Annotated in this window: 13 protein-coding genes; 6 read left to right on the plus strand and 7 right to left on the minus strand. The window is 45.5% G+C overall.

Going from position 1 to position 13,826, the window contains the following annotated elements:
* Positions 1-79: 79 nt before the first annotated feature.
* The 4 genes from L3V30_RS02545 to L3V30_RS02560 all read left to right on the plus strand — a co-directional run bounded on the left by L3V30_RS02545 (position 80) and on the right by L3V30_RS02560 (position 3,148).
* Positions 80-1,795, plus strand: coding sequence for a proline--tRNA ligase (locus tag L3V30_RS02545; RefSeq protein WP_006742543.1), 1,716 nt, complete (start codon positions 80-82; stop codon positions 1,793-1,795).
* A gap of 175 nt (positions 1,796-1,970) precedes the next feature.
* Positions 1,971-2,639, plus strand: coding sequence for a tellurite resistance TerB family protein (locus L3V30_RS02550; protein ID WP_046874978.1), 669 nt, complete (start codon positions 1,971-1,973; stop codon positions 2,637-2,639).
* Between the two features lie 111 nt (positions 2,640-2,750).
* Positions 2,751-2,957, plus strand: coding sequence for a YaeP family protein (locus tag L3V30_RS02555; protein WP_005391765.1), 207 nt, complete (start codon positions 2,751-2,753; stop codon positions 2,955-2,957).
* On the plus strand, positions 2,957-3,148 hold the full coding sequence (locus L3V30_RS02560) for a DUF4250 domain-containing protein (RefSeq protein ID WP_012841490.1): 192 nt from the start codon (positions 2,957-2,959) through the stop codon (positions 3,146-3,148). Before L3V30_RS02555 ends, L3V30_RS02560 begins: the two co-directional genes overlap by 1 nt.
* A 105-nt stretch (positions 3,149-3,253) precedes the next feature.
* On the opposite strand, the gene L3V30_RS02565 is transcribed toward L3V30_RS02560, so the two are convergent.
* Entirely contained in the window at positions 3,254-4,618 is a 1,365-nt protein-coding gene (locus tag L3V30_RS02565) for a sodium-dependent transporter (RefSeq protein WP_098415020.1), read from the minus strand.
* A 376-nt stretch (positions 4,619-4,994) separates the two neighbouring features.
* Here L3V30_RS02565 and L3V30_RS02570 point away from each other — a divergent pair, with 376 nt between their 5' ends.
* Positions 4,995-7,541: an Ig-like domain-containing protein gene (locus L3V30_RS02570; RefSeq protein WP_237308260.1), complete on the plus strand. Its 2,547-nt coding sequence runs from the start codon at positions 4,995-4,997 to the stop codon at positions 7,539-7,541.
* Positions 7,542-7,675: 134 nt separating this feature from the next.
* On the opposite strand, the gene L3V30_RS02575 is transcribed toward L3V30_RS02570, so the two are convergent.
* On the minus strand, positions 7,676-8,419 hold the full coding sequence (locus L3V30_RS02575) for a YggN family protein (RefSeq protein ID WP_005385316.1): 744 nt from the start codon (positions 8,417-8,419) through the stop codon (positions 7,676-7,678).
* A 61-nt stretch (positions 8,420-8,480) separates the two neighbouring features.
* Positions 8,481-8,960, minus strand: a complete 480-nt coding sequence (locus tag L3V30_RS02580) for a GreA/GreB family elongation factor (RefSeq protein WP_237308261.1) — start codon at positions 8,958-8,960, stop codon at positions 8,481-8,483.
* Positions 8,961-9,036: 76 nt separating this feature from the next.
* Between L3V30_RS02580 and L3V30_RS02585 the strand changes: the two genes are divergently transcribed.
* Entirely contained in the window at positions 9,037-10,962 is a 1,926-nt protein-coding gene (locus L3V30_RS02585) for a RecQ family ATP-dependent DNA helicase (RefSeq protein ID WP_237308355.1), read from the plus strand.
* Here the strand turns inward: L3V30_RS02585 and dinB are convergent.
* The 4 genes from dinB to L3V30_RS02605 all read right to left on the minus strand — a co-directional run bounded on the left by dinB (position 10,959) and on the right by L3V30_RS02605 (position 13,824).
* Positions 10,959-11,987 (minus strand): DNA polymerase IV, encoded by a 1,029-nt coding sequence (gene dinB, locus L3V30_RS02590; RefSeq protein WP_230198196.1) that lies wholly within the window; start codon positions 11,985-11,987, stop codon positions 10,959-10,961. The two genes, L3V30_RS02585 and dinB, sit on opposite strands and share 4 nt — an antisense overlap.
* A gap of 111 nt (positions 11,988-12,098) precedes the next feature.
* Complete coding sequence (locus L3V30_RS02595) at positions 12,099-12,332, minus strand: DUF2789 domain-containing protein (protein ID WP_012841486.1); 234 nt, start codon at positions 12,330-12,332, stop codon at positions 12,099-12,101.
* Positions 12,333-12,563: 231 nt separating this feature from the next.
* On the minus strand, positions 12,564-12,797 hold the full coding sequence (gene nqrM, locus L3V30_RS02600) for a (Na+)-NQR maturation NqrM (protein WP_005436655.1): 234 nt from the start codon (positions 12,795-12,797) through the stop codon (positions 12,564-12,566).
* Between the two features lie 22 nt (positions 12,798-12,819).
* Positions 12,820-13,824: an FAD:protein FMN transferase gene (locus L3V30_RS02605; protein WP_237308262.1), complete on the minus strand. Its 1,005-nt coding sequence runs from the start codon at positions 13,822-13,824 to the stop codon at positions 12,820-12,822.
* Positions 13,825-13,826: the final 2 nt, after the last annotated feature.

A 13,826-nucleotide genomic window follows, 5' to 3' on the forward strand; every position in this document is an offset into this window, starting at 1 on the left:
ACAAATTTCCCTTTAGGGAACTCCCATACTCCTGCTTATTCAAGCTTGAGTATCTAACTTAAATAAACGGATAAATTTAATGCGTACCAGTAATTATCTTCTTTCTACTCTGAAGGAGACTCCAAACGACGCAGAAGTAGTGAGCCACCAGCTCATGCTACGTGCAGGTATGATCCGTAAGCTGGCTTCAGGTTTATACACCTGGCTACCTACTGGTCTACGTGTACTGCGTAAAGTCGAAAACATCGTTCGTCAAGAAATCGACAATGCAGGCGCAGTCGAAACTTTGATGCCCGTTGTTCAGCCGTTTGAACTATGGGAAGAGACAGGCCGCAGCGAAAAGATGGGCCCTGAGCTACTTCGCTTTACTGACCGTCATGTTCGTCCGTTTGTACTTAGCCCAACCGCTGAAGAAGTGATCACTAGCCTTGTTCGCAATGAAGTGAGCTCTTACAAACAGCTTCCGCTAAACCTGTACCAAATCCAAACTAAATTCCGTGACGAACGACGCCCACGTTTTGGCGTAATGCGTTCACGTGAATTCTCAATGATGGATGCGTACAGCTTTGACATTGATAAAGACGGACTACAAAAGTCATACGACGCAATGCACGATGCTTACTGCAAAGCATTCGATCGCATGGGTCTGGATTACCGTCCTGTACTAGCAGATAGCGGTGCTATCGGTGGTAGCGGCTCTCAAGAGTTCCACGTACTGGCTGAAAGTGGCGAAGACATCATCGCATTCTCTACCGAGTCAGATTACGCGGCAAACATCGAAAAAGCAGAAGCACTAGCTCCAGCCTCTGAAGCAGCTGCACCAACGCAAGAAATGACGTTGGTAGATACGCCAAACGCAAAAACAATCGCTGAATTGGTTGAACAGTTCGAGCTGCCAATTGAAAAAACAGTGAAAACTTTGTTTGTGAAAGCGTCTGACGAAGTTGATGCACCAATCATCGCGCTTATCATTCGTGGCGATCATGAACTGAACGAAGTGAAAGCAGAGAACCTTCCTCAGGTTGCAGCTCCACTGGAAATGGCATCTGAAGAAGAAATTCGTGAGCTTATCGGTGCTGGTCCTGGTTCTCTAGGCCCTGTTGGTCTTAAACTGCCGTTCATCGTTGACCGCAGCGTAGCGGTAATGAGTGATTTCGGTGCGGGTGCGAACATCGATGGCAAACACTACTTCGGCATTAACTGGGGTCGTGACGCAGAGCTTGGTCAAGTTGAAGACCTACGCAACGTGGTTGAAGGCGATCCAAGCCCATGTGGTAAAGGCATTATCCAGCTTAAGCGTGGTATCGAAGTTGGCCATATCTTCCAACTTGGCAACGCTTACTCCGCAGCGATGAACTGTGGTGTACTTGGTCCTGATGGTAAGAACGTCATCCTAGAAATGGGCTGTTACGGCATCGGTATCACTCGCGTCGTAGCGGCTGCTATTGAGCAAAACCATGACAAATACGGCATCATCTGGCCAGATGCAATCGCACCATTCCAGGTTGCGATCGTTCCAATGAACATGCACAAGTCAGAAGAAGTAAAAGAAGCCGCTGAGAAGTTGTACGCTGAGCTAACGGCAATGGGCATCGAAGTGCTATTTGATGATCGTAAAGAACGCCCAGGCGTAATGTTCTCTGACATGGAGCTTATTGGTGTACCGCATACAATTATTATCGGTGATCGCTCAATGAAAGAAGGCAACTTCGAATACAAGAACCGTGCTACTGGTGAGAAAACGCCAGTCGCAATGACTGATATTATCGAGCACGTAAAGGCTCAACTAAAGTAAGCGCTCGACGGTTCTCATTTGAAGTAATTTCAAAATAATTAGAAAGGGTTGGCTTCGGTCAACCCTTTTTATTACTGGGCAACCTTACTACTCCCCTTTAGATCTATTCACTTTGTTAATCTTTGGTTCAGCTTCTTGCTATTAAACTGATTTCATCATCTAAAGGAGGTCAGTTATGGATTTAAAAAGTCTTCTAAACCAAGCACTCAAATCAGACTTACTCAAGCAAGGGGCTGATGCGTTAGGTAAACAAACTAACAACATCAAATCCTCATCAAACTCAAGTAGCCTGAAAACGCTAGGAGCAGGTGCCGTTGGCGGAGGCCTTATCGGTATGCTGATGGGCTCGAAGAAAAGTAAAAAAATGACCAAGAAAATAGGCTCGGGCGCATTAAAAGTCGGTGGCGCTGCTGCGCTTGGAGCATTAGCCTACAAAGTTTATAACGACTGGCAAGCCAAACAGTCCGGTCAAGGTGTTCATGAGACCTTTGACCCCGATGACAGCAAACACAGTGTACTAATTTTAAAAGCAATGATTGGAGCCGCAAAAGCCGATGGCCATGTCGATGAAGAGGAAATGGCCCGCATCGAGCAAGCCCTCGCGGATATGGGCGCAGATGAGCACGTACGTCAACTCGTTCAGCAAGAACTAAACAAACCGCTTGATCCTGCTGAAATTGCTAATCAGGCGACCTCTCCCCAACAAGCGTCAGAAATTTATCTCGCGTCTTTGATTGTTGCTGATGAGCAAAACTTCATGGAAAAAGCGTATTTGCAAGAACTGGCAAAACAACTTCAGCTTTCACCAGAAGTCACTCAGCAGTTAGAAGTACAAATGCAGTGATTAAATCTCGCTCAAGCAACTCCTCAACTTGAGCCAAAACAACTCTGCACTTTGAGTTTCAAATCTGCTGTGTGTATATTGAGATAAGTTATCATTTAGTGGAAAGAAAACATGCAAGTATACGGCTGTTGTGAACTGGTTCGTGAGCTTTATGCTCAAATTGGTAGTGGCGATCAAGCTTACATTCCTCAGGCAATTTCATGTGCTGTTAAAGCGCTGAACGATGTTGCGGCGGATGAGTCTCTGCCTAAAGAAGTGCGTGAAAAAGCGGCATTTGCTGCGGCAAACCTACTGATTTCAGATTTTGAGGATAAGTAATGAATCTAGCGAACTTTGAATCCATGGATCCTGTCATGCTCATGAGCATTGTAAATATGAAGCTACGCGACGACTTCGGTGGTGACTTAGATAAACTGGTAGCTTTCTTCGATATCGATCGCACAGCACTAGAAGCAAAACTGGCTTCTGCTGGTTTTGACTTTCTTCCAGAAGCAGGACAATTCCGTTAACCCGCAGCAATCACCGCGGGTAACTGAAACGGGGAATAACCAACATGAAAAAGGGCTTGATGATCACTCATCAAGCCCTTCTCTTTTGTCCAATAGACGTTTCGATTAGCCGAATGAAGCCCATATGACCGTAGCCACAAGAATTGGACATACAAACTTCACATACGCAGGCCATAACTTACCAAACCAACCTTGCGTAAACTCCGGGCAACCTTGCTCAAGCTCTTTGATTTTTGAGTTGCGATTCCATACCCAACCACCAAATAAGCAGAATAAGAGCGCAGCGGTTGGTTGTAGATACTGAGTAGCAACCGTCGCGACCATACCAAACAGAGCGCCAAAGTTATAAACAATCACCACACTGAGCAAGGCGATGAGACCACCTAAAACCCAGCTCGTTGCGCTACGCTTGGTGTTGAAACGCTCACTCACTAACGCCACTGGACACTCTAACATTGAAATTGAAGACGTTAGCGCCGCAATCGTCAGCAATAAAAAGAACACAATAGAGAACAATTGACCAAGCAAACCTAAGCTATCAAACATCAACGGCAATACGGTAAATACCAACGTATCAGAGCTTAATAGAGAACCATCTTCAGCATAGATTTGAACGCCTTTTTGCATCGCAACAAACATCGCTGGCATCACCACTAACCCTGCGATGAAAGCAACGGCAGTATCTACCATGGTCACGTTCATCGCCATCTTTGGTAGGTTCTCTTTCTTACTCAAGTAAGAGCCATAAATCAGCATTGAACAGCCACCGATCGTAAGCGAGAAGAAGCCCTGCCCCATTGCAGCAAGAATCAACTTGCGGTCCCATACCTTTTCGAAATCCGGTACCAAGTAATGCTTTAGCCCTTCCATCGCACCGTTTTGCGTCATGATGTAAGCAAACAGCAGGGCAAACAGAACAAACAATGCTGGCATCAAGCGTGTTGACCACTTCTCAATACCTTGTTTTACGCCACCTTGTACGATAAGAATTGTTAGCACATAAAAAGTAATAGTTCCGAACAAGTTACGTTCAACGCTAAAGCCCTTTAGCCATTGAGTTGCAGCTTCTAACCCCATTAGATCTGTGATTGCACCCAGTAAAAAGCAGATCAACCAACCACCGACAATAGAGTAAAACGCTAAAACAGCGCTTGGTACGCTTAAACCAATCCAGCCCACAATACCGCCGAGCTTTTTACCTACCGGATGATTGGTAAGCGAGCGCATACTATCCACCGGGTTGGCTTGACCATGACGACCAATCGCCATTTCAACCACCAGCATAGGAAATGCGACGATAAGAATCATCACCAAATAAACCAACAGGAAAGCACCGCCGCCATTACTGGCAGCTTGGGTTGGAAAGCCCCAAATATTGCCAAGGCCAACTGCGGCACCTGCGGCTGCTAAGATGAATCCGAGACGAGAGCCAAAATGCTCACGAGGCTGAGAAGAGGTTTGCTGTGTCATACTACTCACACAAAATATCATTGAACTAGCTAACTAGTACACTATAGCAATATTCACTATTCAACAAGAGCACTCCGGTTAAATACTCGACAGTTGAAACAATTCACAGTCATTCAGCTTGTAAATTTTAACGTACATCTCACATTCATCATTCTAAGACCTGGCGACTTTTGTCTTTTTCACACGCTTAGAATTTATGATTCTCCCATCGTGAAGTGAGCCGAAAAATAATGAGCTTTGGTGTAAGGGACGAACTGTTCCTCGTGATACTGTGTCGAAAAGCAGAATATTGTGCTTCGCTTTTTCCCCCTAATGTCTATTTATCAGCTAGTTATTACTCTGTTCTCATTTATATCTATGACTCAAGGAGAGGAAAATGAAGGTCACTCTACTTCACGGAGCGATGGTTGCAGCACTCAGCGTCAGCTACCAAGCTCAAGCCTATAACTGCCAAAGCTTACCCGACTGGGACAGCACTGCGACTTATACATCGGGCACTTTAGTAAAAACGCAAGGAGCCGCTTACGAGGCCGCGTATTGGACGCAAGGCAATGACCCTGTTACCAATTCAGGGGCTTGGGAGGCATGGAAAGCGTTAGGGCAATGTGATGGTGGAAGCAACAATCTAGAGCCAACAGTGTCATTCTCCTCTCCAACAAACAACGCACAAATTCCCGAAGGCAGTGCGATCACCTTGCTAGCCAACGCAGCCGACGAAGATGGCCAAATCGCACAAGTTGAGTTTGTTGCGGGCAACCAAACGGTTGCTGTGGTAACTCAAGCACCATTCGAAGCATCTTGGACCGCTATTGAAGGTGTCTCGCAATTGACCGCGATTGCGACCGATAATGAGGGAGCCGTTACCACCACGACGATTTCTATCCAAGTTCAACCACAAGTCGAGTTGCCACCACCTAGCATTTCACTGACAAGCCCATCGGGAACGGAAGCGCTTAACGTGGGTGGGAACCTCACGGTGGCCGCTCAAGCTGATGATATTGATGGTGTGGTCACACAAGTTGAGTTCTTCGTGAACAATCAATCCGTCGCGATTGATACCAGCGTACCTTACGAATATCAATGGACCGCGAGTGCTGGTACACATTCGTTTAAAGCACAAGCGACTGATGACACAAACCTCGCAACCATGAGCCAAGAAGTAACGCTGGTTGTTAGTAATTCAGAAACAGGGACGGGCGGATGTGCAGATGCAGTGCCTTACGCGGCGGGCACGAGTTATCAAGTTGGCGACCTAGTTTCTCACTTCAACCAAAAATATCGTTGTGATGTTGCTGGTTGGTGTTCCTCGGATGCGACATGGGCTTACGAGCCTGGTGAAGGGCTATATTGGCAAGATGCTTGGAGTGGCCTAGGTGCTTGTTCGACGCCACCGCAAGTTACCATTACGGCACCAACGGATGGACAAGTCGTGCTCGCTGGCAGCAATAACGAAATCACGGCTAACGCAAGCGATGCTGATGGCACAGTCACGCAAGTTGAGTTTTTTGCGAACAACACCAGCTTAGGGGTCATCACTCAAGCACCATATTCCGTTACTTGGAATGCCACACTTATTGGCGCTAACCAGCTTAAAGCCATCGCAACCGATAATGATAACAACACGTCAGAGTCCTTGGTTGGTGTGGAAGTCAGCGATAAAGATTTGGTCGTCTCACTGACTTCACCAAGTAGCGGTCAAACCGTCGGCTTAGGCAAAAACCTCGCATTAAGTGCCGATGCAACGTCTTTAACCTCAGGCATTAAACACGTTGATTTCATGATCAACGGCTCTATTGTTGCAACCGATACCACGGCACCTTACACAGCCAACTGGACACCAACTGCACTTGGTAACTTTACAGTTAGCGCCCAAGCTGTGGATTTGTCAGGAAGCAATGCATTGTCTGACGCAGCAGCAATAACGGTGGTTGAGCAAGCAGAGAAACGTCACAAACTCATCGGTTACTGGCACAATTTTGTAAATGGGGCTGGCTGTCCAATTCGTCTAGCAGATATGGCTGATGCGTGGGATGTGATTGATATTGCCTTTGCCGAAAATGACCGCAACAGTGATGGTACCGTGCACTTTAATCTATATTCAGGCGATATTTACAGCGATTGTCCAGCGCTCGACCCAGCACAGTTCAAACAAGACATGGCAGCGCTTCAAGCTAAAGGTAAGAAGTTTGTTCTCTCTCTTGGCGGCGCAGAAGGCACGATTACGCTGAATACCGATCAAGACGAAGCCAACTTTGTCTCTAGCCTAACAGGTCTTATCTCTGAGTGGGGCTTTGATGGTCTTGATGTGGATTTAGAGAGTGGATCTAACTTGGTTCATGGCTCGCAAATTCAAGCTCGCCTTGGTCGTGCTTTGCTTCAAATAGAGCAAAACATGGGTGGCGACATGTACCTAACCATGGCACCTGAGCATCCTTATGTTCAAGGCGGCTATGTGGCTTACAGCGGTATTTGGGGAGCTTACATTCCTGTGATTAACGAGACACGCAGCACGCTCGACCTACTTCACGTCCAGCTATATAACAACGGTGGTTTGCCAAACCCATATCTGCCAGGCAGTGCACCAGAAGGCTCTGTGGATATGATGGTAGCGCAATCTAAAATGCTTATCGAAGGCTTTGAATTGGCCGACGGCACTCAGTTTGCACCACTACGTGATGATCAAGTCGCAATCGGCTTACCTTCAGGTCCTAGCTCGGCAAATTCAGGTCAGGCTCCGACACAGAATATTATCAGCGCACTAGATTGTTTAACCAAAGGCACTTCATGCGGCACCGTTAAGCCAGCGTTCAATTACCCGAATTATGCAGGGGTAATGACGTGGTCTATCAACTGGGATCAGTATGATGGTTTTAATTTCTCAAAACCTGTCGGCGATAAGCTCACCGAGATGAACGCGCAATAAGCTATCAAAGAACAAGCGGGTAAAACGGAAATATCGTCTTGCTTTCATTACTTGTTCAAGTAAGTAAAAACGAAAAGAGAGCACAATTGTGCTCTCTTTCTTTATACCATTGAGTTCTACTTTTTGAAGGGTAATTAAATCGTAAATACTCGGTAATCTTTTAGCTCAGGGATTTTCTTCAACAAATCGTCTTCTTGCCCTGCCATGTCATCCAACGAGTCACACAAGTCTTCTGCTTGTTGCTCTACCTCTTTCGAATGCTCAGCTAAACGCTCTTCTACTTTCGCGCTGAGTTCAGCCATACTCTCCGATAATGCAGTGAGGTTTATTCCCCCCTCTTCCTTCATTTTTTTCGATAAAGCATCCAACGAACTCGCTAAAAATTCTTTATTGAAGATCTCTTGTGCTTTTGCAAAGTCTTCAGTCCACCCTTGTGTCATGGACTCAAAACTTTCCGCTGGTAGAATGAAATCACCATCTTTGTAGTAACGTGATTCAACATCAGCGAAAAAGTCCTGTACTGCGACTTTGACGTTATCAAACGCGCCAGGTGCGTCTAGGCTTTCCGCGACATCATCGATGATGTCATTTGCAAGCGCTAAACCATCACTCGCCAACTGCTTTGCTTGTGGAATATACGCGTTCATTTTTTCGCGATAGTCTTCAATTGCCGCTTTTTGGTCGGCATTGAGTTCAATTAGCTCACCTTTGATGAATAGGTTGTTATCTTCATCCACAACCGCTTTGTCACCCGTCGTTTGGCGAATCTCCAAGCTTTGTCCATCCATACGAACTTCATTATTAATGTCTACACGACACTGCGCTGCATAACCAGTAGCACTGACCATCAGCAATGAGAGTGTAAAAAGCTTTTTCATGTCATTCTCTTTTATTTAACATTACTCGTGTTAAACATAACACTGAGTGATACATGAGATGTCAGCAAATCGTCACGACTTCATAACAAGTTGTTTTATCTCCTATTTTTACATCAATCTCATCGCCTTCTTCTTTCCCGAATAACGCTCGACCAAGAGGAGATTTTGCTGTTAAGACAAAGACTTCCTGAGCCTGATGTTTAACAGTCAGACCACCAGAACAAGGGCCTACAAAGAAGTGCTTTTCAAGCAAATTCTCATCTGCGAGAACGACGTAAGCACCTACACCAACAGGTGCACCTTTAAAGTCGCGAGTCACTAGAGCGCGAAATTGACGCAGCTCGTCTTCACTCTCTTGGATTCGCATAGCTTGTCCATGAGCAAGATACGCGGCTTCAAGTGCTAACGTATCGTACTTATGCTCGGGAACAGTTTCTTCATCTGTCGCGGCATCAATGGCTCGCTGAGCAGATGCATGGGCCACTTGAAGTTTTTCTTCCAGATGTTGGATGATAATTTGGACTAAGTCAGCTTTGTTCATACTTTTAGGACGCGCGTTTGGCACTCAGGGTGTGTTAATGTACCTAAGTTTACCATCAAAGAAAGGTTTCCCTATTATGCAAAGTGACTCGCTGCATCAAACACTTCAATCCGTATTTGGTTTTGACTCATTACGCCAAGGTCAACAACCTGTTATTGAAGCGGTTATGAATGGTTACTCTGCTGCGGCCATCTTTCCTACGGGTTCGGGTAAGTCTCTCTGTTACCAATTGCCAGCAACCGTATTGCCCAATCTTACGTTGGTGATCTCGCCGTTGTTGGCGCTAATGAAAGATCAGCTGAACTTTTTGCAAAGTAAAGGGATCCCAGCCGCTTCTATCGATAGCAGTCAAAGCAGAGAAGAGTCACAACGCGTCATGGCAGGGGTAAAAAATGGACAGATCAAAATATTGATGATTTCTGTTGAGCGCCTAAAGAACGAGCGTTTTCGTGAGTTCATTCGCCAAGTGCCGATCTCTTTGATGGTGGTTGATGAAGCGCACTGTATTTCCGAATGGGGACATAACTTCCGCCCTGATTATCTCAAGCTACCGCAATATCAACGTGAACTGAACATTCCACAATCTTTGCTTCTCACTGCAACAGCAACGCCCGCAGTTATTGAAGACATGAAACAAAAGTTCGATATTGCCAGTGAACATATTACCGTTACAGGCTTCTACCGCCCCAATCTGGATATCTCGGTGATCCCGTGCGAGGAAGCAACGAAACAAGAAAAGCTAAGTGAGATCATCGCCTCTTCACCTAAGCTTCCAACTATCGTATACGTGACACAACAGCAGACAGCAGAGCAAGTAGCAAAATCACTAATCCATATTGGCATTAATGCTCACGCGTACCATGCTGGTATGAAAAGCGACATCCGTGAACAAATCCAACAGCAGTTCATGGATAGCCAAATTGACTGTATTGTTGCAACGATTGCATTTGGTATGGGGGTCGATAAATCTGATATCCGCCGCGTCATTCACTTCGACTTACCCAAATCGATCGAGAACTACGCACAAGAGATTGGACGTGCAGGCAGGGACGGGCAACGTTCAGAGTGCATTCTGCTGGGCAATACGTCCGGCTTAACGGTGTTGGAAAACTTTGTCTATGGTGACACACCTGAACTAACCTCGATTAACTATGTAGTCGAGCAAGCGAAAGAACATGCTCCACAATGGGAGGTAGTGCCACTGCGTTTATCGCGTGAAAGTAATATCCGCCAATTGCCACTCAAAACCTTGTTGGTTTATTTGGAGCTACATCAACTCATTGAAGCAAAATACAGTTACTTTGCGGAATATCGCTTTAAGTTTTTGCACGATCAGCAATTTATTGTGAATCAATTTCAAGGCGAGCGACGTCAATTCGTGGAGGCTATTTTCTCCTGCTCGCAAAAAGCCAAAGTGTGGTGCCAAGTTGACCTAGAAGCGTTATGGATGAACTATCAATCGGAACGCAGCCGCGTTGTCGCAGCCCTCGACTATTTTCACCAGAATGGTTGGATAGAGCTAGAGAGCAAACAACTGACCGACGTGTACTCTGTTTTGCCAACCACACAGAGTTCTGATGTTTTAATCCAACAACTGTATGAACTGTTCCAATCCAAAGAAAGCAAAGATATCGAAAGAATTCACACCATGCTGCGCTTGTTCCAGTCAGAGCACTGTTTGAGCTCACAATTGGCGAACTACTTTGCTGATCACAATGCACCAGAGCAATGTGGTCACTGCTCCGTGTGTCGTGGTCAAGTCGCTTCGCTCCCAACACCACAAGGTAAGGATATTGAGCCACCTCAAGTAGCAATGTGGGTGCAGGAATTTATTCAGCTCTCCCCTTCAACTATCAGCAATGATGCTGTCGCCCGCTTCTTGTGTGGCATTAGTACCCCTTTAATTAGCCAGCTAAAAGCTTCAAAACTGTCAGGTTATGGTGCGATGGCCAACACAAGCTTTGAGCAAGTATTAGATCAGGTAGAAGCAGTAAGAGCCTAGAAAAAGCTCAATTGACGCGCTTGGTTCTCGGGCTTGAGCATCACGTTCAAGCCTAAAAGGCGTATTTCCCGTCCGTTTTGGCGCTTAAGAATATCTCTTAACAAGATCTTGAAGTCCTCAAGCTCTAATTGCGGATGGATATGCTCAATTGTTGTCAGTTGAAAGTCGGCAAATTTAACTTTAATACCTTGTTTAATAATCGATTTATCTGGGCTTGCACGCTCTAAGCGTTTCTCGAGTTCAGGATAAAGTTTATCCTCGATCACTTGCCAACATTCATCATAGCTCGAGATATTCTGGCTGAATGTTCGTTCCACACCGACGGATTTTCTCTCTCGCTCAACGACGACCTCTCGATTATCAATTCCATGGCTACGCTGCCATAAAGATGCTCCCTGACGACCAAACTGTCTCAGCAATTCACGATAGTCGCTGTTTTTAATATCCTCACATCGATAAAAGCCCGCTTGATGTAGCTTCTCAAGACTCACCTTCCCAACGCCAGGAATGTTTTCCAGCGGAAGTGTATCGATAACTTCCTGAACCTTATCTGGCGGGATAACAAACTGACCGTTGGGTTTATTCATATCAGAGGCGACTTTGGCAAGAAACTTAATCGGTGCAATGCCCGCCGATGCCGTCAGTCCAAGCTCATTCCAAATGTCGCGTCGAATAGACTCTGCGATCAACGTTGCGGAGCCACGACAAGCTGTCGAGTCCGTGACATCGAGGTATGCTTCATCTAATGATAGAGGTTCAATGATAGGCGTATAACGCTCAAAAATAGCACGAATCTGCTGAGAGACTTGTTTGTACACGTGCATTCGACCGGGAACGACCAGTAGATGGGGGCAGAGTTGCAATGCACGCGCCGTTGACATTGCACTACGAACGCCATATTTGCGCGCCTCATAATTACAGGTGCTAATCACGCCACGCTGTTTTTCATGACCGCCAACGGCGAGTGCAATGCCACGGTAACTAGGATTATCTCTCATCTCAACGGCAGCATAAAAACAATCCATATCGACGTGAATGATTTTTCTGATTCGGTCTGACATAGCCATCAAATACTGTTCAAAAAAACAGTATAAATTAAATCTGCCTTGATAGAAATGAGAGTTTGTAAACGTGCTTTAATCTCGTAACATCACATCAAGCTGATCGACCAACTCTGCCCAGTCTGCGTCTTCTTCAATGGCTTGTTTGAGAAATGTGGCTTGCGAACTTGTCCAAAAGCTGGCTTCATGCAGAGGGGCTGAAGCTCTTTTGTGCCGATGTTCGTTAATAAAGTCCTTTATCTCTTGAGGAGAGCTGCCGAGGCCTAGTTGTTGAAACAATTCAGCCATACCGTGTTGATGCATTTCCATATTTCCTCCTAAGTTGACGCGCTTTAGTTTGAGTATATAACCAAATAACAGTTAAGTACGGTGATTAAAGGGAAATGACTTGGCTGTGAAGTCTGCACCGACTTAAGCTTCCGGTCATCCTAGATTAAACGTAGCAAGCAAAGTATAAACTCTCAGAGAAGTAGAGCGAGAAATATAAAAAAACCCAGCTTTGGCTGGGTTATTTTGTATTACTATTTGGATGATCGATACTTAAGCAATTCGATCTTTTTCCCATGCAGCCAATTTCTCAGCTCGCGCCGCTTCACGTGCTTCACGTTTCTTACGCGCGTCACATGGTTCTGGACAGTTACATACTTTCTCAATACCTACTGCACCAAGACCGCCACAGCTACCCTTCACTACTTTCTTCTGGAAGATGTAGCCAACAGCCATCGCTGCGATTACCGCAACAAAAACTGCAAACGTAATTAGAAATGTACTCATAAGAACATGCTCACTTCTGTTGTTATTTCTTCATGAACGGCTTGTATGCTTCCGAAGCCAGCTCTTTAAAACCATTTTCCGTCTTCACAATCATGAAAACAGGAATATTATTTTCGTTCGCAATTGCCATGCCTTTGTCTTCACCTAGCACCATAAGACCAGTTGCAAGACCATCAGCAGTCATCGACGATTTATCTAATACCGTTACAGACACCATTTTATGATGAATAGGTTTGCCTGTTCTTGGATTAATAATATGAGAGTATCTCACACCATTACTCTCAAAGTAATTACGATAGTCACCACTTGTTGCAATTGCCATGTCCCCTGGCTCAATAATTTCTTGAATTGAGCGCTCATCAATAGTCGGCTTTTCAATCGCAATGCGCCAAGGCACGCCTTCACGATTCACGCCTTTGAGGCGCATTTCACCGCCCACTTCTACCATGAAGTTATGAACCCCTTCAGATTGAAGGTAGTCAGCAACCACGTCAACCCCCCAACCTTTAGCAATAGTTGATAAATCGACATACAAGTTAGGAATATCTTTGGACAATTTATTGCCATCAATAGATAGATGATGAATGCCAGTATTGGCTTTGCGTGCCGCTAGCTCTTCATCTGTAGGAACGACATCAGGGCGAGCTTCTGGGCCAAAGCCCCACAGGTTAACTAAAGGACCGACTGTCACATCCAATGCGCCTAAAGTAAGACCGTTGAGACGAATCGCCTCTTTGACTACAGTTGCTGTTTGTGTCGATACAGTAAATGGCTCACTCGTTTGATGCTGGTTAAAGCGACTTAATTCTGAATCATCACGGTAGGTCGACATTTGGTCATTAACCTCTTCCAATAAGCGATCAATTTCCGTCTGCATCGCTTTTGGCGTTGGAATACCATCTTGCTCGATATATTTGATGTTATAAGAAGTCCCCATGGTAGGGCCACTTAGATGAATTTGATCTGCTGGCTGCTCACAGCCAGCCAAAATCAATAGAGAAGCGAATGCAACAAGCCACGTTTTCACTT

Origin of the sequence: Vibrio sp. A1-1 (assembly GCF_021728175.1) — a bacterium.
GTDB lineage: Bacteria > Pseudomonadota > Gammaproteobacteria > Enterobacterales > Vibrionaceae > Vibrio > Vibrio diabolicus.